The organism is Nonomuraea sediminis, assembly GCF_018531495.1.
GTDB lineage: Bacteria > Actinomycetota > Actinomycetes > Streptosporangiales > Streptosporangiaceae > Nonomuraea > Nonomuraea sediminis.
The window spans coordinates 87,222-105,177 of record NZ_JAHDTI010000019.1; the positions used below are offsets into that span (position 1 = coordinate 87,222).

Annotated in this window: 20 protein-coding genes; 12 read left to right on the plus strand and 8 right to left on the minus strand. The window is 71.7% G+C overall.

Annotation, left to right across the window (positions count from 1 at the left end):
- The first annotated feature begins 70 nt into the window (after window positions 1-70).
- Together KIK09_RS50620 and KIK09_RS50625 are read left to right on the plus strand one after the other, a co-directional pair.
- Complete coding sequence (locus KIK09_RS50620) at window positions 71-328, plus strand: CBU_0592 family membrane protein (RefSeq protein ID WP_214326777.1); 258 nt, start codon at window positions 71-73, stop codon at window positions 326-328.
- On the plus strand, window positions 325-975 hold the full coding sequence (locus KIK09_RS50625) for a cyclase family protein (RefSeq protein WP_214326778.1): 651 nt from the start codon (window positions 325-327) through the stop codon (window positions 973-975). Before KIK09_RS50620 ends, KIK09_RS50625 begins: the two co-directional genes overlap by 4 nt.
- On the opposite strand, the gene KIK09_RS50630 is transcribed toward KIK09_RS50625, so the two are convergent.
- Window positions 972-1,148: a hypothetical protein gene (locus KIK09_RS50630; protein ID WP_214326779.1), complete on the minus strand. Its 177-nt coding sequence runs from the start codon at window positions 1,146-1,148 to the stop codon at window positions 972-974. The genes KIK09_RS50625 and KIK09_RS50630 overlap by 4 nt on opposite strands.
- A 32-nt stretch (window positions 1,149-1,180) precedes the next feature.
- Between KIK09_RS50630 and map the strand changes: the two genes are divergently transcribed.
- From map to KIK09_RS50650, 4 genes are all read left to right on the plus strand, one after another.
- Entirely contained in the window at window positions 1,181-2,029 is an 849-nt protein-coding gene (map, locus tag KIK09_RS50635; RefSeq protein WP_214326780.1) for a type I methionyl aminopeptidase, read from the plus strand.
- Window positions 2,030-2,076: 47 nt separating this feature from the next.
- Window positions 2,077-2,730 (plus strand): NADPH-dependent F420 reductase, encoded by a 654-nt coding sequence (gene npdG, locus KIK09_RS50640; RefSeq protein WP_214326781.1) that lies wholly within the window; start codon window positions 2,077-2,079, stop codon window positions 2,728-2,730.
- Between the two features lie 156 nt (window positions 2,731-2,886).
- Window positions 2,887-4,023 (plus strand): globin domain-containing protein, encoded by a 1,137-nt coding sequence (locus KIK09_RS50645; RefSeq protein WP_214326782.1) that lies wholly within the window; start codon window positions 2,887-2,889, stop codon window positions 4,021-4,023.
- A complete protein-coding gene (locus tag KIK09_RS50650) occupies window positions 4,020-4,778 on the plus strand; it encodes a DivIVA domain-containing protein (RefSeq protein ID WP_214326783.1) in 759 nt (252 codons plus the stop codon). Before KIK09_RS50645 ends, KIK09_RS50650 begins: the two co-directional genes overlap by 4 nt.
- On the opposite strand, the gene KIK09_RS50655 is transcribed toward KIK09_RS50650, so the two are convergent.
- Genes KIK09_RS50655 through KIK09_RS50685 form a run of 7 tightly spaced genes read right to left on the minus strand, consistent with a single transcriptional unit; the run spans window position 4,732 to window position 11,202 of the window.
- Entirely contained in the window at window positions 4,732-5,928 is a 1,197-nt protein-coding gene (locus KIK09_RS50655; protein WP_214326784.1) for an ABC transporter permease, read from the minus strand. The two genes, KIK09_RS50650 and KIK09_RS50655, sit on opposite strands and share 47 nt — an antisense overlap.
- Entirely contained in the window at window positions 5,925-6,587 is a 663-nt protein-coding gene (locus KIK09_RS50660) for an ABC transporter ATP-binding protein (protein ID WP_214326785.1), read from the minus strand. The genes KIK09_RS50655 and KIK09_RS50660 overlap by 4 nt, the downstream gene beginning before the upstream one ends.
- The gene (locus KIK09_RS50665; protein WP_214326786.1) at window positions 6,584-7,651 is read right to left on the minus strand and encodes an efflux RND transporter periplasmic adaptor subunit; all 1,068 of its coding nucleotides are present in this window, start codon (window positions 7,649-7,651) and stop codon (window positions 6,584-6,586) included. The genes KIK09_RS50660 and KIK09_RS50665 overlap by 4 nt, the downstream gene beginning before the upstream one ends.
- A gap of 17 nt (window positions 7,652-7,668) precedes the next feature.
- Window positions 7,669-8,190, minus strand: a complete 522-nt coding sequence (locus tag KIK09_RS50670) for a hypothetical protein (protein WP_214326787.1) — start codon at window positions 8,188-8,190, stop codon at window positions 7,669-7,671.
- A 20-nt stretch (window positions 8,191-8,210) separates the two neighbouring features.
- Window positions 8,211-9,020, minus strand: coding sequence for an ABC transporter permease (locus tag KIK09_RS50675; protein WP_214326788.1), 810 nt, complete (start codon window positions 9,018-9,020; stop codon window positions 8,211-8,213).
- The gene (locus KIK09_RS50680; RefSeq protein ID WP_214326789.1) at window positions 9,017-9,925 is read right to left on the minus strand and encodes an ATP-binding cassette domain-containing protein; all 909 of its coding nucleotides are present in this window, start codon (window positions 9,923-9,925) and stop codon (window positions 9,017-9,019) included. The genes KIK09_RS50675 and KIK09_RS50680 overlap by 4 nt, the downstream gene beginning before the upstream one ends.
- Window positions 9,922-11,202, minus strand: coding sequence for a MinD/ParA family ATP-binding protein (locus KIK09_RS50685; protein ID WP_214326790.1), 1,281 nt, complete (start codon window positions 11,200-11,202; stop codon window positions 9,922-9,924). Before KIK09_RS50685 ends, KIK09_RS50680 begins: the two co-directional genes overlap by 4 nt.
- A 509-nt stretch (window positions 11,203-11,711) precedes the next feature.
- On the opposite strand from KIK09_RS50685, the gene KIK09_RS50690 reads away from it, so the two are divergent.
- The 6 genes from KIK09_RS50690 to KIK09_RS50715 all read left to right on the plus strand — a co-directional run bounded on the left by KIK09_RS50690 (window position 11,712) and on the right by KIK09_RS50715 (window position 17,956).
- Window positions 11,712-12,569, plus strand: a complete 858-nt coding sequence (locus tag KIK09_RS50690; RefSeq protein WP_214326791.1) for an ABC transporter ATP-binding protein — start codon at window positions 11,712-11,714, stop codon at window positions 12,567-12,569.
- A gap of 2 nt (window positions 12,570-12,571) precedes the next feature.
- Window positions 12,572-13,333 carry a hypothetical protein gene (locus tag KIK09_RS50695; protein ID WP_214326792.1) on the plus strand — a complete coding sequence of 254 codons (762 nt, stop codon included), beginning with the start codon at window positions 12,572-12,574 and terminating at the stop codon, window positions 13,331-13,333.
- A gap of 411 nt (window positions 13,334-13,744) precedes the next feature.
- A complete protein-coding gene (locus tag KIK09_RS50700) occupies window positions 13,745-15,067 on the plus strand; it encodes a YcaO-like family protein (protein ID WP_214326793.1) in 1,323 nt (440 codons plus the stop codon).
- A gap of 8 nt (window positions 15,068-15,075) precedes the next feature.
- The gene (locus tag KIK09_RS50705; RefSeq protein ID WP_214326794.1) at window positions 15,076-15,678 is read left to right on the plus strand and encodes a TOMM precursor leader peptide-binding protein; all 603 of its coding nucleotides are present in this window, start codon (window positions 15,076-15,078) and stop codon (window positions 15,676-15,678) included.
- Window positions 15,675-17,261 (plus strand): nitroreductase family protein, encoded by a 1,587-nt coding sequence (locus KIK09_RS50710; RefSeq protein WP_214326795.1) that lies wholly within the window; start codon window positions 15,675-15,677, stop codon window positions 17,259-17,261. The genes KIK09_RS50705 and KIK09_RS50710 overlap by 4 nt, the downstream gene beginning before the upstream one ends.
- A complete protein-coding gene (locus tag KIK09_RS50715) occupies window positions 17,258-17,956 on the plus strand; it encodes a nitroreductase family protein (protein ID WP_214326796.1) in 699 nt (232 codons plus the stop codon). Before KIK09_RS50710 ends, KIK09_RS50715 begins: the two co-directional genes overlap by 4 nt.

Below are 17,956 nucleotides of genomic sequence, written 5' to 3' on the forward strand. Positions count from 1 at the left end.
GGTCAGCTTACGCGCCACGTTAGCTATCTTTAATTGCACTTCAGGGGCATAAGTCCGGACAATGGCGGCCATGGATCTCCTGCTCGCGGCGGTCGGCTGGATCGGGGCCGCGCTACTGCTGTTCGGCTATGGCATGGTGTCGACATCCCGGATGTCGGGTGACGGCCTGCCGTACCAGCTCCTCAACCTGGTCGGCGCGGCCAGCCTCATGGTCAACAGCGCCTACAACGCCGCGTGGCCGTCGGCCGGGCTCAACCTCGTCTGGGCCGCGATCGGCATCGCGACGGTCGTCAAGCTGGGCACCACGCGTCAGGGAGTCTCCAAATGATCGTCGAGCTGAGCCACCGCATCACCCACGGGATGGTGACCTATCCGGGCATTCCGGTGCCGGAGATCGGCGTGCACCTGAGCAGGGAAGACTCCAAGCAGGTCTACGCGCCGGGCACCGAGTTCACCATCGGCATGATCACCCTGGCCACCAACACCGGGACGTACGTGGACACGCCCTTCCACCGCTACGCCGACGGCTCGGACCTGTCGGAGTTCCCGCTGGACAGGCTCGTCGACCTGCCCGGACTGGTGATCCGCGCGGAAGGCCTGCCGTCGGTGGGACTCGAGCTGCTGAAGGGCCGCGAGGTGTACGGCAGGGCGGTCCTGCTGCACACCGGCTGGGACCGTCACTTCGGCACCGGGCAGTACCTGAGCGGCCACCCCTACCTGGAGCCGGAGGCGGCAGACTGGCTGGCCGAGCAGGGCGCGGCGCTGGTCGGCATCGACTCGCTGAACATGGACGACACCCCGTCCGGCGGCGAGCGCCCGGCCCACACCAGGTTCCTGGCGGCAGGGATCCCGCTGGTGGAACACCTGACCGGGCTGGACACGCTGCCGGACGACGGCTTCCGCTTCCACGCGGCGCCGCCGATGATCGCCGGCCTGGGGACCTTCCCCGTCCGGGCCTACGCGATCGTGCCCTAGTCCTCGTCCTTGTCGGCCTCGTCCCACGCCTTGTTGCGCTCGGCCGCGCGCCGCAGGGCGCCCGCGGCCTCCTCTTCTGTCTCGTAGGGGCCCATGCGGTCCTTGTTCGGGCAGCCCTTCTCGGGCTCGACGCGCATGTGCTTGAGGCAGAACCACCACTGGCCATCGCTCACGCCACCAATGATGCCCCGTACACTCGGATTTCATGACGACACTGCTCCAGCCCGGGCGAGTCTCGCCCATGCGTAAGGTGCCCGCCTCGATCGAGCGGCCGGAGTACGTCGGCAGGAAGCATCCCAAGACGGGCGAGGACGACGTGAAGACGCCCGAGATCATCGAGCGGATGCGCGTCGCCGGCCGGATCGCCGCACAGGCGCTCGAGGAGGTCGGCAAGCACGCAACGCCCGGGGTGACGACCGACGAACTCGACAGGATCGGCCACGAGTTCCTCCTCGACCACGGCGCCTATCCCAGCACGCTGGGCTACCGCGGCTATCCCAAGTCGCTGTGCACCTCGATCAACGAGGTGATCTGCCACGGCATCCCCGACGACACAGTGCTGCGCGACGGCGACATCGTCAACGTGGACATCACCGCCTACATCGGCGGCGTGCACGGCGACACCGACGCCACCTACCTGGTCGGCGACGTGGACGAGGAGTCGAGGCTGCTGGTCGAGCGCACCCGCGAGTCGATGATGCGCGCGATCAAGGCGGTCGCGCCCGGCCGCCAGCTCAACGTGGTGGGCCGGGTGATCGAGGCCTACGCCAAGCGCTTCGGCTACGGCGTCGTGCGCGACTTCACCGGCCACGGCATCGGCACCACGTTCCACTCGGGGCTGATGGTGCCGCACTACGACGACCCGTCGCTGCAGGTGGAGCTGAAGCCGGGGATGACGTTCACGATCGAGCCAATGCTGACGCTGGGCACGATCGAGTACGACATCTGGCCCGACAAGTGGACCGCCGTGACCAAGGACCGCAAGCGCACCGCCCAGTTCGAGCACACCATCCTGGTGACCGACAGCGGCAGCGAGATCCTGACGCTCCCCTGAGGGGCTGCGGAAAGAGCGGGAAATGGCGATCTGGCATGATCTGACGCATGACTGACGTGAGCGGGCTTTCTATCGGCATCTTGGGCGGGACGGGTGACCAGGGGAAGGGGCTGGCGCGGCGGTTCGCGCTGGCGGGCCATCCCGTGGTGATCGGGTCGCGCAACGCGCAGCGGGCGCAGGACGCGGCCGACTCGATCGGATCCGGCACCCGGGGCGCGGAGAACCACGTGGTCGCCGCCGAGACCGACATCGTGATCGTGGCCGTGCCGTACGAGGGCCACAAGGCGCTGCTCGAGTCGCTGCGTACCGAGCTGGCCGGCAAGATCGTCGTCGACTGCGTCAACCCGCTCGGCTTCGACAAGCAGGGCCCGTACGCGCTGAAGGTCGAGGCGGGAAGCGCCGCCCAGGAGGCCGAGCAGGCGCTGCCCGACAGCCGGGTCGTGGGCGCCTTCCACCACGTGTCGGCCGTGACGCTGCTCGACCCCGAGGTCGACAAGGTCGACCTGGACGTGCTGGTGCTCGGCGACGACCGCGAGGCCACCGACCTGGTCCAGGCGCTGGCCGCCGTCATCCCGGGCGTGCGCGGCATCTACGGCGGGCGGCTGCGCAACGCCCACCAGGTGGAGGCGCTGACCGCCAACATCATCGCGGTGAACCGCCGCTACAAGGCGCACGCCGGCATCCGCATCACCGACGTCTGATCGTCCGAACGAAGGGGGCGCCGGGCCCGGCGCCTCCTTCGTCATGCGTGAAGCTGGAGCCCGCACTCATCGGATTTCCCCCGGTCAAGGCGGTGGACAATCACCATCCCGCCTGGTTAAGGTAAAAAAATATTAGAGTTCTACCGGGGGGCTCTTTTGGCTTTTCAGCGACTCAAGGACAACTTCGAGCTGGTGGCCAAATACGGCGACACGGTGCCGCTGTATTTATTCTCCGATCTGTTCCTGCGCGCGCCCGAGCTGCGGGAAATGTTCCCGCTCAACATGCGCAACCAGCGGGCCCGGCTGATGACCGCGCTCGCGTTCGCGGTCGAGCACGCGGGCGACATCCCCGAGATCACTCCCTACCTGCACAGGCTCGGCCGTAGCCATCGCAAGTTCGGCGCCGAGCCCGAGCACTACGCGCAGTGGGGCGCCAGCGTGGTCGGCACCATGCGGCGGTTCTCGGGACCCGTGTGGAACGCGGAGCTGGAGGCCGACTGGCACCGTTTTCTGGGGGAGATCACGCGGGTGCTGGTGGAGGGCGCCCAGCTCGACGCGGCCACGCGCCCCGCGTGCTGGACCGCCGAGGTGATCAGTCACGAACGGCGGGCCGTCGACACGGCGGTGCTGCGCCTGCTCGCCGACCGCCCCTACCCGTATGTGCCCGGCCAGTCGGCGCCCGTCGAAGTGGACCGCCGGCCGAATACGTGGCGTTATTATTCGATGGCCAACGTGCCGCGCCAGGACAATACTTTCGAGCTGCACGTGAAAGCCTCCGGCGTGGTCAGCCAGACACTTGTGCGCCATTTACAGGAAGGCGACACGATAAAGCTCGGCGCGCCGGTCGGCACGCTCACGCTCAATCCCACCACGGGCAGAAATCTGCTGCTGATAGCGGGCGGCACGGGCCTGGCGCCGATCAAGGCGATTCTCGAACACGTCACCCGGCTGCCGGTGCCGCCGTGGGTCAGCCTGTTCTGGGGCGCCCGCGAGCCGGCGGGCCTGTACGACCTGGCCGCGCTGCGCTCCTGGGCGGCCCGCTACTCCTGGCTCAACGTCACCCCGGCGCTGTCGGACGTGCGCGATCCCGACATGGCGCCCTCGGGCACCGCCGGTGAGGTCGTCGGCCGCTACGGCCGCTGGGACGGCTACGAGGCCTACATCTGCGGCCCGCCCGCCATGGTCGAGGACACGGTCGGGCGGCTACGCGCGAGCGGCTTCAACGACACCCGCATCCACCTGGAACGATTCGCCAGCACGGTGGCCACGCCGCCACAGAGGTTCGCATCATGACTGACAACGTGGAGCAGTTCCACGCCAAGTTCACCGCTCCCGCGGAAGCGGAAGACGTGGTGCCCTGGCAGGAGCCGGGGCAGAACGGGCACAAGGAGGCGTGGGAGGAGCCGCAGTGGGACGAGCCCCGCGCGGCGCCCGAGCCCTGGGAGGCGCGCACCGCCGACTGGCTGACCCCGGCGCAGCTGCGGTCCGTGGTGTTCCGCCGGGCCGCGTTCGGCAAGCGCGGCCTGGACGAGCAGCAGGTCAACTCCTTCCTCGACCGCGTCGAGCAGGAGCTGACCGTGCTGCTGCAGGAGAAGCGGGCCCTGGAGGCCGAGGTGACCCGCCTGCGCGAGTACGTCGCGGGCACCTCCCAGCCGGAGACACCGCCCCAGCACGGCAAGGAGCTGGAGACCAAGCAGGAGGAGCCCGTCCCCGTGCAGCAGGCGGTGAGCCGGGTCCACGAGGCGCACGTCTACGCCGCCAGCATCCTGTCGCAGGCCCAGCAGACCGCCGACCAGTACATGCAGGAGGCGCAGCAGTACAGCAGGGAACTGGTCGAGGACGCCCGCGGCCGCCGCGCCGAACTGCTGGCCAGGGCGGCCGAGCACGGCGAGGACGAGGGGGCCGAGCAGCTCAGGGCCACCAACCGCCACTACCGCGGCAACCTGCGCGACTCGCTGCGCCTGGTGCTGGCCGACCTGGACGAGTGGGAGCAGGCCGAGCTCACTGGGCCGTCAGAGCAACCGAAGGAGGAACCCGGGCAGCCCTGACCGCAGGATAGATCCCGGCCAGCGCCCCGATCAGCAGCGTCGTCCCCAGCGCCCCGCCCGGCGCCCACACCGGCACCACGGCGGGCAGCGCGTTGACGCCCGCGTAGACGAACGTGGCGAGCGCCCCGCCGACCACGCCGAAGGCCCCGCCCGCCACGGACAGGATCAGCGCCTCCACCAGGAACTGCGTGCGCACCTGCCCGCGGGTGGCACCGAGCGAGCGGCGCAGCCCGATCTCCTTGCGCCGCTCGAGCACCGCCACGACCATCGTGTTGGCCACCCCGACCGCGCCCACGAACAGCGCGACCGCGCCCAGCCCCAGCATCAGCCCGGTGAACGCGCCGGCCGCCGCCGCCTTGGCCTTCAGCGCGTCGGAGGGCCGGCTGACCTTGGCGTCGCTGGGCCGCTCCGGGCTGACGGTCCTGGCCAGCGCGTCCCGCACGCTCTCCACGCTCTCGTCGTCCGACCGCTCGTAGACGGTGGTCGGATGGCCATCGAAGTCCAGGTACTCCTCGGCCGCGGGGAACCCGATCAGCGCCGATCGCTCGATCTCCTCGGCCAGCGGCATCCGGTCCAGGATCCCGATCACGGTGAACCACCGGTTGCCGATCCAGACCTGGGCGTCGGGCGCGGTGAGCCCGAGCCGCTCGGCCGCCACGGACCCCAGCACAACCGCCGGGTGCCGCTCGGTCGCCGCGTTCAGCCAGGTGCCCGAGCGGACCCTGCCGTCCAGCGTGCGCAGCAGGTCCAGGCTGGTGGCCTGCACGCTGATGCCGAGCGAGACCTCGCCGGCTATCAGGTCGTTGCGCCTGACCGTGGCCTTGGTGTCGCCGGTCTGGCCGGCCTCGCGCACCCCGTCGATGCGCAGGACGGCTGCCGCCGCCCCCTTGGGCAGCTTGACCGGGTCGTCGCCGAACAGGTCGTCGCCGGGGGAGACGCGCAGCAGGTTCGTGCCCAGCGCGTCGAGCTGGCGCAGCAGCCGGGCCTGGCTGGAGGCGGAGATGCCCACCACGGTCACCATGGTGGCGATGCCGACCGCGATGCCCAGCGCCGCGAGCAGCGCGCGGCCCGGCCTGGCCCGCAGCCCGGCGGTGCCGAGCCTGACCAGGTCGGACGGCCGCAACCGGACCGGGCGCAGCACCCCGTTCACGGCGTGATCCGCCCGTCGAGCACGCGCATCCTGCGCGGGCAGGCGGCGGCCACGTCCAGGTCGTGGGTGATCAGCGCGATCGTGATCCCGGCCGCGTTGAGCGAACGGAACACCGACAGCACCTCGGCGCCGGACTCGGTGTCGAGGTTGCCGGTCGGCTCGTCGGCCAGCAGCAGCGGCGGCTCGCCCGCCACCGCCCTGGCCACCGCGACCCGCTGCATCTGCCCGCCCGACAGCTGATGCGGCCGGTGCCGCAACCGGTCGCCGAGCCCGACCCGTTCCAGCGCCAGTGCGGCCCTGGCGCGCCGCGCCCGCAGCGGCAGCCCGGAGTACAGCAGCCCGTCGGCCACGTTGTCCAGCGCCGACAGGCCGGGAGCCAGGTGGAACTGCTGGAAGACGAACCCGATGCAGCGGGCGCGCAGCGCCGACAGCTCCCGGTCCGACAGCCGGTTCACGTCATGGCCCGCCACGCGGACCGTGCCGGAGGTGGGCCGGTCCAGGGTGCCGGCGATCTGCAGCAGCGTGGACTTGCCCGAACCCGACGGGCCCACGATCGCCACCATCTCGCCCTGGCCGATGGTCAGGCTCACCTCGCGCAGCGCCCGCACGCCGCCGTAGTCCTTGCTGACCCGGTGGATCTCCAGGATCGGCCTGCTCATCGTCCCGCCACCGCCACCCGCGTGCCCTCGGCGATGCCCTGCCCGCTCACCTCGACCCGGCCGCTGCCGAACGCGCCCGTGGTCACCGGCACCCGGCGGCCGTCCGCCAGTTCGACGCCGTAGCCGCCCTGCGGCAGGGCGAGCAGCGCCTCGACGGGCACGCTGAGCACGTTCCTGGCGCGCTGCCGCCGCAGCTCGACCGTGACGGGCGCCTCGTCGAGCGCGCCCACGTCCTTGGCCGGGACCTTGATCTCGACCTGGACCACGGGCTTGCCCTTGTCCTGGCCGTTCGACTTGACCAGCTTGGCCACCTTGGCGACCTTCGAGATCGTGCCCGTGACGGTCCTGCCCTCGGCCAGCTTGACCGTGACCTTCTTGCCGGCCTGCGCCACGTCCTGCTTGTCGGCGTCCAGGTCGATGCGGACCAGCCGCTCGGTGGTGGTGACCTGCAGCACCGGCCGCTGCGGCGCGACGCGGTCGCCGACCTCGACGCTCGTGGCGCTCACCCGGGCCGCGCCGGGCAGGAACACGACCTGTCCCGCCTCCACCCGGCCGGTGCGTTCCAGGCCGTTGTGCTTCTGCCACCTGCGTACGGCTCGCGCGGTGGCGGAGGTGAACCTGCCGTCCACGGTCACGCCCTTGCCGAAGCCGAGCGCGCGGAGGTTGCGTTCGAGCTGCTCGACGTCGGGTCCTTTCTTGACGTCCTCCTCCAGGTCCCGGTAGGCGGGCAGCCTGCCGTACATGAGGATCTGCGGCTTGCGGTCGACGCGGTAGAGCGCCTGGCCGCGGGTGACGACCGCGCCTTCGGACGGCAGGCCGGTGACGGTGCCGGGCTGGCCGGCCTTGATCGTGCGGCCGTCGGCGAAGGTGAGCTTGCCGTCCACGCTCTCCTGGTCGACGAGGTCGCCGCGGGTGATCTCGGCGGTGGCCGTGGCCGGCGGGCGGGTGGCGGGGGCGGCGGCCTTGGCGGCGTGCGGGCCATCGTGGAAGAACGCCCCGGCGGCGAACACGCCCGCCGCGGTGACGGCCGCGCCGATCGCGGTGGTCTCCAGAGCGACGATCACGCCCTTCAGCGGGCCTCTCACTGTGACCCGCCGAAGCTGGGCACGAACTGGCGGCAGGCCTGCATGGCCTTCTGGAAGGAGGGGTCGTTGGGGTTGAGGTTCCAGTTCTGCTGGGGCGGGTCGGGCATGTCGATGCCCTGCTTGCGCATGCACTGGGCGAACTTGACCAGCTGGTCGCGGATCTTCGGGTCGTCGTAGGGGTTGGGGAGCTGCTTGGTGTACTGCTCGCAGGCCTTCAGCGCCTTCTGCAGCGTGGCCTGGTCGCCGGTGTAGCGCCAGTTCCTGGCCTCGGGCGAGCCGGGGTCGGGCATGTCGATACCGTTCTGCCTGATGCACTGGGTGAGCTTGGCCTGCGCGTCGGCCGGGCTGAGCGAGCCCGCGGGCTTGGGCGCCCGCGGCTGCGTCTGCTGGACGGCGGGCCGCTGCGCGCCGCCGGCGATCGCGATGGCGATGGGATGCCGGGAGTCGCGTTGCGTGCAGCCGGCAACGAGCGACAACAGCATCACCGCCGCCGACACCAGGCAGATGGTCGTGCGCATGTCCCCCGTGTCCCCCTACGTCAAGTGATCGGTGCGGGCCGCCCGGTCCAGTCGAACGTCCTGCCGGTCGCCACGTTCACCACCAGCGCGGTGACGAACAGGCCCGCCACCGCCGGCCAGGTGGCCGACAGCCTGCCCAGGTAGGCGGCGTCGAAGACGAAGTCGTCGAGCTGCGCCAGCGGGTTGACCGTGGTGATCTGGTACAGCCACGGCGCCACTCCCTGCCAGCCCTCGCGCGGCACCCCCATGCCGCTGGTGAGGAACAGCAGGACGAAGATCGTCGGTGCGGCCACCCTGGCGGCGGGTTCCGGCAGCCGCAGCCCGCCGAGCAGCAGCCCCACGCTGAACGTGCAGTAGGCCACCACGGCCAGCGCCCCCGCGAAGTACAGCGGGTGCCAGGTCCGCGGCGCCCCGTAGATCGCGAACGTCACGGCCACGAACAGCGTCACGCTCGCCACCACCAGCGCCGCCGCCACGACGACCTGCGCGGCGATGAAGCCGCCGTCCGTCATGGGAGTACGGCGCAGCCGCCGCAGCATCCCGCCGGCCCGGCTGCCTGAGACGTTCAGCGCGACGACCACGATCCCGACGCAGGCCGCCACGGTCCCGGCCATCTCGGCCGTCAGCCGGTCGATCACCCGGACGCCCGGCATGGCGCCGAACTCGATCGTCGGCAGCGAGAACCCGATGAAGAGCATCAGCAGCAGCCACACCAGGAACGGCAGCGCGACCGAGGCGAGCCACGCCACCGGCGTCCTGGCCAGCAGCACCAGCTCGCTGCGCGCCAGGATCCACACCGTCCGCATCGGCCTGGCCTCCGGCGCGCTCATGAGCCCTGCTCCAGCGCCGCGGGGACCTCGCCGGGGCCGACCAGGCGTCCGGTCAGCGTGCGGGGCTCCCGCGGGGCCTCCTGACGGCCCTCGGTCGACAGGACCAGGTAGGCGTCACGCAACGACGTGGGGCGGATCCGGTCGCCGTTGACGCCGGGCAGGTCCCTGGCCGCGCGCTCCAGGGCGGGACGCTCGCCGTACAGGTAGGTGGACGAGGCGCCGCGCAGCACCCGGACCTCGGCCGGCTCGCCGACGCGGACCTGCGGCGGGACGCGCAGGACCCAGTCGGCGCCGAGCAGCCCGAGCAGGCGCGACGGCTCGGCCTCGGCCAGCACCCGGCCGGCGCGCAGCAGCACCACCCGGTCGGCCAGTCGTTCGGCCTGGGCCGGGTCGTCGAGGGTGAGGCACACCGCGCCGTAGCCGGTGCTCAGCTCGGCGATCACCCGCTCGATGCGGTCCCTGCTGCCGTCGCGCAGGCCGCCCATGGGGTCGTCGAGCACGATCAGTTCCGGGTTGCCCGTCAGCGCCAGGCCCACCTGCGCCCTGCGCCGCTGCCCCTCGGTCAGCGCGCCGAAGCGCTTGCCGAGCAGCGGATCCAGGTCGAGCAGGTCCGCCAGGTGGGCGGGCAGGCCGCGCGTGCCGTACAGCTCGGCGAACAGCGTCAGCGCCTCGCGGACCTTCATGCGCGCGGGCGGGTCGTCGTCGCGCAGGCTCACGCCCACGCGGCCGGTGGACTCGACGTGGCCGGCGTCCGGCTCGCGGGAGCCCGCCACGCACTCGGCCAGCGTGGTCTTCCCGCTGCCCGGCGGGCCGACCACGCACACGACCTCGCCCCGCCGTACGGTGAACGACACGCCCGCCAGCACGCCCGCCTCCAGATCCGACACCCGCAGCAGCGGCGTCACAGCGGGTCCCGGCTGTGGAAGGCGTCGGCGATGGCGGCGCCGAGCTCCAGATAGGTGTCGCGGGTCCGCGGGCGCAGCAGGTCCAGGTCGACCTCGTAGCCCTCCTCCAGATGCGGGTCGAACGGCACGCCGATCACCGCCCGGCAGCGTCTGGAGAAGTGGCCCTTGAGCTCGTCGACGTCGACGGCGTTCCTGCGGAGGTTCTTGATCGCCGACAGCACCACCACGGCGTTGCTCGCCAGCGGGCGGTGGCCGTGCGCCTGCAGCCAGTCGAGCGTCGCCGAGGCCGAGCGCGCGCCGTCCACGGTGATCGGGCTGACCAGGATGATCTGGTCGGCCATCGCCAGGATCGCGCTCATCGCCGAGTGCAGCATGCCCGTGCCGCAGTCGGTGATCGCGATCGAGTAGAACTGGTCGAGGATCTCGGCCACGGCCGCGTAGTCGGCTGCGTTGAACGCCTCCGAGATCGCCGGGTCCCTGTCGGAGGCCAGCACCTCGAGCCTGGAGGGCGCCTGGGAGGTGTAGGAGCGGACGTCGGCGTAGCGCCTGATGCCGCCGCGGTCGTTGAGCAGGTCGCGGATCGTGGCGGGGGACTCCAGGCGGAGCTTGTCCGACAGCGTGCCACGGTCCGGGTTCGCGTCCACGGCGATGATCCGGTCGCCGCGCTGGGCGGCCAGCGTCGAGCCGAGGGCGATCGTGGTGGTGGTCTTGCCGACGCCGCCCTTGAGGCTCATCACCGCGACCCTGAAGTGGCCCTTGGCCACCGGCTGGCGGATGCGTTCGACCAGGTCGTGGCGGTGGCGTTCGAGCTTGGAGGGAGGTGGGTGGATGGCGCCGCCCGTCATCCTGTAGACGAGCCTGCGCCAGCCGCTCGCCGGTGGGCGCCTGCGGTTGCGGAGCAGGCGGTCGGGGCGCAGGCTCTCCGAGGTCGGGTCCCCGTCGTCCGCGGGCAGGTCCACGGGCGGCGGCGGCGCGGGATCCGCGGTCCGCGGGAGGCCCGCCGTACCAGGGTCGGTGCCGGTCGGCGGATCCTCGGTCGCGGTGCCGAAGTGGCCTAAGCGGCGTGGTTCCGCGTCGACCGCCGCCGGATTGGGCGGCGGGAAGCGCAGGGCGCGCTCCTGGTCCGGATCGAGCACCCGGCGCGGCGCGTCACGCCGCACCCACTGGGTGGTCTTGCTCGGATCGAAGGCCCCCGCCTCATCAGTCGAAACAAATACCCCGTCGTCTTCAGGTTCGCCGTGCATAGTGCCCCGTTCGCCCCTCTTGCTGACCCGCATCGGCTGCTTCCTGAGTTCACTCAACGGTTAACAACGTAGCAAGCCTCAATGGCAATCTAAAGACCCATATATCACCTAAAAACGTGATCGACAATTGCCGTGAGCGTGACACAGTGGACATTGATCTCGGCAGCCACACTGGTTCCCGCGCTTACCGGATCCCGGCCAGGCTCGCGCGAATTGTCGCCAAGTTGCCATTTTGTCACCTGTATCTGCAGGTCATAGGCGAGATTCGGGTTATCTGGAGCTCCAGCGCATGCCAATGGCGGGCAGATCTTGCAGATTGACAGACGTATTCACCGGTGTTTGCATGATGCTTCAAATGGGTTAGCCGGGGAAAAGTCATACGCTAGCCCACCAACTTCGCATGTCACATCGAACAGCCAATCAAGGCACGAAACGGACATATCTCCAACGGGGTGTGTGACTCGGAAGTGATGGTTGCACTGAGCATGAAACCAATGCTGCAAGCAGAGAACTTAACGAAACGGTACGGGCCGGTGCTCGCGGTGAGTAACGCGAGCTTCGCCATCAGATCGGGGGCCATAACCGGATTCCTCGGCCCGAACGGCGCCGGGAAATCCACCACGATGCGGCTGTTCCTGGGGCTCGACCACCCCACGTCGGGGGCGGCGCTGATCGACGGGAAACCCATCCACGAGTGGCCGGTGCCTGCCCGCAAGGTCGGCGCCGCGCTGGACACGCAGTGTGCTCATCCGGCCAGGCGGGCCATCGACAGCGTCCGGTGGGCGGCCAGGCTGGCGGGCGTGCCCGCGAACCAGGCCGAGGCGCTGCTCGACCGCGTCGGCCTCACCGAAGTCGCAGGCCAGCGGGCCGGACGCTTCTCGCTCGGCATGCGCCAGCGCCTGGCCCTGGCCATCGCGCTGATCGGCAATCCCGAGATCGTCATCCTCGACGAGCCCATGAACGGGCTCGACCCCGAGGGCATCACCTGGATGAAGGGCCTGCTGCGCACGTTCCGCGACCAGGGCAGGACCGTCTTCGTCTCCAGCCACCTGCTGGCGGAACTGGAGGATCTCGTCGACGACCTGGTCGTGATCGCGCAAAGCAAGATCATCGGTAGTGGATCCGCGGCGGCGTTCATCGAGCGCTTCCAGGCCCAGACCATCCGCGTGATCTGCGACAGGCCGCAGGTCCTCGGCGCCGCCGTCATCCAGACCGGGGGCCAGGTGCTCGACAGCGACGGCCAGCGCATGCAGGTCGGCGGCCTCACCGCGGCCCAGCTCGGCGAGCTGGCGCGCGACGCGGGAGTCGCGCTCTTCGGCCTCACCGAGGAACGCAGCCTGCAGACCGCGTTCGCCAAGGCCACGATCGACCGCGTCGAGATCAAGGGGGAGGTGGGCTAGCCATGAGCTTCGGCGACATCGTGTCCGCGGAGGTCATCAAGATCCGCACCATCCCCGCCTACCTCGTCGCGGCGGCCGTCGCGATCCTGCTCACCGGGCTGGGCGCGCTGACCGTCGCCAGGTCGCTCGACCCGCAGGGGCACGTCCCGCTGTTCGCCCGCGGCGACATGGCGGCCTCGGCCGGCTCGTCGGTGAACGCCATCACGATCCCGTCCGACGTGCTGCTGTACGTGATGATGGTGATCGGCGTCCTGATCGCCACCGCCGACCTGCGCAGTGGAACGCTCCGGGTCGCCTCCGTCATGGTGCCCTGGCGCGGGCGGCTGCTGGCGGCCAAGTTCACCGCCGCCGCGGCGGCCGGACTGGTCGTGGCGCTGGCCGGGCTGGTCCTCGGCTACCTCGGCGGGCTCCTGGGGGCGCCCGGCGCGTACTCGCCGCTGTCGGGGGGTGGCGCGGTGGTGCTGCTGTCGATCCTGCTGGCGGTGCCGCTCGCGGCGGTGCTCGGGACGGCGTTCGGGCTGCTGCTCAGGAGCACGGCGGCGGCGGTCGCGGCGCTGCTCATCTGGGCGCTCGGCGTCGAGCAGGTCCTGCTGTTCATCCTGCCGTCGTCGGTGTCGGCCTACCTGCCGTTCAAGACGATCGGTGCCAACGCCGCCATCATCGGCGTCCTCGGGCCGCTGCCGGGCCTGGCGTACTTCGCGGCGATCGTGGCCGCCGCGGTGGCACTCGCCACTGTGCTTCACACGCGCCGCGATCTGACCTAGTTCGCTCCCTCTCCCGCACGGCGGATGGTTCTTTCTCTTGTACGGCGGGCAGCCGATTCCGGCCGCCCGCCGTACTGGTTGTTTCCTCCTCTCGTACGGCAGGCCGGCGAATCCGGCCGCCCGCCGTACTGCGGTTGAGGGCCTGTGGGCGGCGCTTCCGGCGAGTCGGGGATTGTTGCTCGCCGTCACGGCGATGCGTGAACGAGGCACCACGGCTTGGCTTGCCCGCCGTACACCTTCTCGCCGACCGGCGCTTATGTCCGGTCGTCTGAATGTCAGTAGATACATGTCTACCTGCGGAAACTTGCGAGGAAGCGGGGAGGAAGCGAGGGCTGCGCAGACTGGTGGGCGTGTCCGGTCGCCGGTCGGGGGAGTGGCGGTCCGGGGTGGAAGACGGGGGAAGGGGAGCACATGGCCGTCCCAGAGTCGCTTCGGGACATGGGCAGGCTGGTTTCACCGTACGGTTTGGTCTCGAGGCTGACGTGGCTGCCGGTGGCCGAGGGCGAGCCGGCGTTCAAGATCTACACGGGCTCGCTGGGGAACGCGGGCGCGGCGCTGGCCTCGCTGCGCGGCTGGGAGCACGACCCGGCCTCGGGGAACTTCGACGGCGCCGGTGGCGCGCTCGACACGGAGACCGCGGCGCACCTGGCCGTGGCCGAGTCGCTGGAGCGGTACTCCTCGTGCGCGTGGGACCCGGGCCGGATGATCTGGGCGACCGCGGAGGAACTGGGCGACGAGGCGATCGCCCCGAGCCGGTGGCCGATCTGCTCGGCGAGGGAACTGGCCGACCCGCGCTCCGGGCTCACCGAGCACGACCCGCGGATCCCGATCCGCTGGCTGCGCGGCTGGTCGTTCACCCGCCGCGGGCCCGTCTACGTGCCGGCCGTGCAGGTGTACCTGAAGTTCCCGCCCGAGTCGGCGGGCGAGCGCTACACCCATCCGGTCTCGACCGGGTGCGCCGTGCACCGCGACCCGGCGGCCGCCGTCACCAACGGGCTGCTCGAGGTCGTCGAGCGCGACTCGATCAGCCTGACCTGGCTGCAGCGGCTGCGGCTGCCGCGGCTGGAGTTCGACCCGGCGGACCTGGCCCCCGAGCACCGCGCGTTCGTCGAGCGCGGCGCGTCCGCCAACGTGCGCACGTTGCTCTTCGACGCCACCACCGACCTCGGGGTCCCGGTCGTCTACGGCGTCCAGCTGGCCGACCACGACCCCAGCCTGGCCCAGGTCGTGGTCGCCACCTGCGACGTGGACCCGGGCAGGGCGGTGGCCAAGCTCTACCGTGAGGCCGCCTCGCTGCGCATCGCGCTGCGGGCGCTGGCCCCCACCCAGCAGGACGTCGTGCCCGAGGACACGCTCACCGTCGTGGGTGGAGCGCTCCAGTCGGCGCCGCTCGAGCGGCGCGACCGCTTCGACTTCCTGCTCGACGGCGACCGCCCCGCGCGCCGCCTGGACGACCTGCCCAGGCCGGGTCCTGGCCGGAGCACGCTGCCCTGGCTGCTCGACCGGCTGCACGGCGCCGGCTGCGAGGTCGTCGTCGTGGACATCACCACCGACGAGGCCAGGCAGGTCGGCGCCACCGCCGTGCGGGTGCTGGTGCCGCAGCTGATGCCGCTGTCGTTCGTGCACAGGGCCCGCTACCTGGCCCACCCGCGGCTCTACGAGGCGCCGCGGGCCATGGGGCACCCGGTGCGCGGCGAGGCCGAGATCAACCCCGTGCCCCAGCCCTTCGCGTGAGGAACACCGTGAACCTGATCCTGGCCCTCGACCCCTTCGGCCACGCGGTCGCCGCCCGCCTGCGCGCCGCCGACCCCACCGCCCTCGTCCACCACGTCGACGACGGCACCCACCCCAGCCTCTGGCCGCACGCCGACGTGATCGTGCTGGCCGCGGGACGCGAACGGCTCGGCCTGGCCGAGGCCGTCGACCGCGCCGCGCACGCCTGGCGGGTGCCCTGGTTCGGCGTCCACCCGTCCGCGGGAGAGCTGCGGTGCGGACCGGTCGTCATCCCGGGCCGTACGGCGTGCCACGCCTGCTACCTGCGCCGCCGCGAGCAGCACCGCACGACGGAACCCGACCAGGTGGAGCGGCGGATGCCGACCGGCCACCCCGCGCACCACGTGGGCGTGGCCGCCGCGCTCGCCCGCCAGGCGCTCGCCGAGGCCGTCGACGGGCCCGAGCCCGGCGCGATCGGCGCCACGGTCCGGCTCTTCGGCCAGGTGGACGGCGCCACGCGCACCGCCACCGTGGTCGCGGTCGACCGCTGCCCCCGCTGCCGCACCCGACCCGTCCGCGACGACGAGCTGTGGCCCGCCTTCGCCCGGATCTCACAGGAGAGCGCCTCGTGAACGTGATCTCCGCGCAGGCCATCGGCGCGGCCGCCCGCTTCGACCCGCAGATCCGCGTCCCCGCCCGCCCGCGCCCGCGCCGCGGCCTGGTGATCGACTTCGAGGACGACCAGGTCGTCGTGACCGGCGGCCCCAAGAAGCAGCTGCTGCGCGGCCGGTCCGCCACCGAGGTGCTGCCGCGCCTGTTCGAGCTGCTGGACGGCGAGCGCGACCACGCCGCCCTTGCTATCGGGCTCGGCCTGCCCGAGGAGTCGGTGTTCAAGGTCCTGTCGCTGCTGTGGACGTGCGGCGTCATCGAGGAGGCGGCCCCGGAGGGACCCGCCCCGGAGATCGACGACGGGCTGGCCGACTTCCTGTCCAGGATGGGCGACTCGACCGGCGCCAACTCCGCCTGGGAGCTGGCGGCGCGGCGTCTGGCCGCCGCCCGGGTCGAGGTGTTCGGGGATCCCGAGCGGGCCGAGGCGCTGGTGGCCGAGCTGGGTCCGTCGATGCCCGCCGTACGGGCCGCGGGAGCCGTACCTGATCACCGGACGACGCTAGCCGTCTGGATCGACGACGGGAGGCCGGGGCCGGAGCGCGAGTGCTGGGAGCGTGAGATCCCGCTGGTGCGGATGCGCGTGCGCGGACGTAGCGCGATGCTCGGGCCGTTCGTGGACCCGCGGGTGACCCCGTGCCTGGCCTGCGGGACCGCGGGGGAGGAGCAGGACGGGCGCGAACCCGTCGACGGCGATCTGGCGCTGGCCGTGTCGCTGCTGGCCAGGGACGTCTTCGCGCTGGTGTCCAGGGCGGTCCCCGGGCCGCTGCCGATGCGCAGGCGCGTGGTCGACCTGGCCACGCTCGAACAGCACGACCTGTCGGCCGCCACCAGACCGGGCTGCCCCAGCTGCTCGGCCGCCCCCGCGGATCAGGCGGAGGAGGCGCCACTGGCGGCCCGGTACGAGGCGAGCATCGCGTTCCCGCCGAAGGAGCACGCCGACCTCAAGGCCCACCAGATGCACTACAAGCCCTCCAACCTGGCGCTTCAGCGCATCGCCAGGACCTGGCCGGTGGCCAGGCGCGTCGAGCTGCCGCCGCCCGGGCACGAGCTGCTGGCCCGGCCGAGCTCGGGCAAGCTCGACGCCGAGCGGCTGTCCCTGCTGCTGTCCGTCACGGCGGGCATCAAGGCCGACACCCCGCAGCGGCTGTTCCGCTGGACCGCCAGCGGCGGCAACATCGGCTCGGTCGTCGCCTACGTCGCCGTCCGCGACGTCCCCGGCCTCGACCCCGGGCTGTACGGCTACGCGCCCGCCGAGCACCGCCTGGCCTGGCTCTCGCCGGAGCCGCCGGACGGGAACACGCCCGCGACGCTCGTGCTGACCGGCGACTTCACCAAGGTGGCCCGCAAGTACGGCGCGTTCGCGCTGCGCATCGTGCTGCTCGACAGCGGCTGCGCGCAGGCCACCTGCCGCCTGGCCGCCCGCACGCTCGGGATCGGCTTCGCGCTCCGGCCGCACTGGGACGACGACGCCCTGGCCGCCCTGCTCGGCGTGGACCCCGACGTGGAGCCGCTCACCGCGGTGATCGACCTGGGAGGACACCGATGAACGGCCCGCACGAGCCGGCCACCCGGCTGATCGCCGCCTTCCGCGAGCCCGCCGCAGCCCGCCCGGGCCCGGCCAGGCCGCGCCCGGCGCCGGAGCCGCTCGGCCCCGCGACCATCGCACCCGAGTCCGGCACGCCCCGCGCCGACCTGCTGACCACGCTGATCCGCCGCAGGTCGGAACGCTTCTACGCGCCGGGCCCCATCCACACCGGTCTGCTCGCCGACATCGTCACGGCAGGCATCCGCGAGGACGCCGCCGCCTGGCCCGGCGAGCAGCCCCTGCAGACCGACGTGGTCGCCTTCGACGTGGACGGGCTCGAGCCCGCCATGTACCGCTTCGAGGCCGACCGGCGCTCCTTCCAGCCCGTCGCGCCGCTTCCTCCGCCGGAGGAACGCGAGCACCTGACGCTGCAGGCGGAGTTCTGCCGGTCGCCGGCCATCGTCTCGATCGCCGCCGACCTCGCCGAGGCCGACAGGGCCCGTGGCGCGCACGGGTACCGGATGCTGCTCGGCAGGATCAGCGCCGCCGCCTACACGATGTGGCTCGACGCGGTCGCGTCGGGCCTGGCGGGCACGGTCTTCGCCGGCTTCATCCCCGCCTCGGTGAGGCGGGCGCTGCACAGCGACGGAACCAGCCGCCACCACGTCTTCGCCCTGGCAGTCGGGCGAGCCGTACCAGCACACAGAGAGGAGTGA

Bases quoted from the DNA above. Each gene is read 5' to 3' on its own strand.
- map (WP_214326780.1), top strand. From the start codon at position 1,181: ATGACGACACTGCTCCAGCCCGGGCGAGTCTCGCCCATGCGTAAGGTG.
- KIK09_RS50675 (WP_214326788.1), bottom strand. From the start codon at position 9,020: ATGAGCGCGCCGGAGGCCAGGCCGATGCGGACGGTGTGGATCCTGGCG.
- KIK09_RS50700 (WP_214326793.1), top strand. From the start codon at position 13,745: ATGGCCGTCCCAGAGTCGCTTCGGGACATGGGCAGGCTGGTTTCACCG.
- KIK09_RS50715 (WP_214326796.1), top strand. From the start codon at position 17,258: ATGAACGGCCCGCACGAGCCGGCCACCCGGCTGATCGCCGCCTTCCGC.
- npdG (WP_214326781.1), top strand. From the start codon at position 2,077: ATGACTGACGTGAGCGGGCTTTCTATCGGCATCTTGGGCGGGACGGGT.
- KIK09_RS50660 (WP_214326785.1), bottom strand. From the start codon at position 6,587: ATGAGCAGGCCGATCCTGGAGATCCACCGGGTCAGCAAGGACTACGGC.
- KIK09_RS50620 (WP_214326777.1), top strand. From the start codon at position 71: ATGGATCTCCTGCTCGCGGCGGTCGGCTGGATCGGGGCCGCGCTACTG.
- KIK09_RS50670 (WP_214326787.1), bottom strand. From the start codon at position 8,190: ATGCGCACGACCATCTGCCTGGTGTCGGCGGCGGTGATGCTGTTGTCG.
- KIK09_RS50650 (WP_214326783.1), top strand. From the start codon at position 4,020: ATGACTGACAACGTGGAGCAGTTCCACGCCAAGTTCACCGCTCCCGCG.
- KIK09_RS50695 (WP_214326792.1), top strand. From the start codon at position 12,572: ATGAGCTTCGGCGACATCGTGTCCGCGGAGGTCATCAAGATCCGCACC.
- KIK09_RS50625 (WP_214326778.1), top strand. From the start codon at position 325: ATGATCGTCGAGCTGAGCCACCGCATCACCCACGGGATGGTGACCTAT.
- KIK09_RS50685 (WP_214326790.1), bottom strand. From the start codon at position 11,202: ATGCGGGTCAGCAAGAGGGGCGAACGGGGCACTATGCACGGCGAACCT.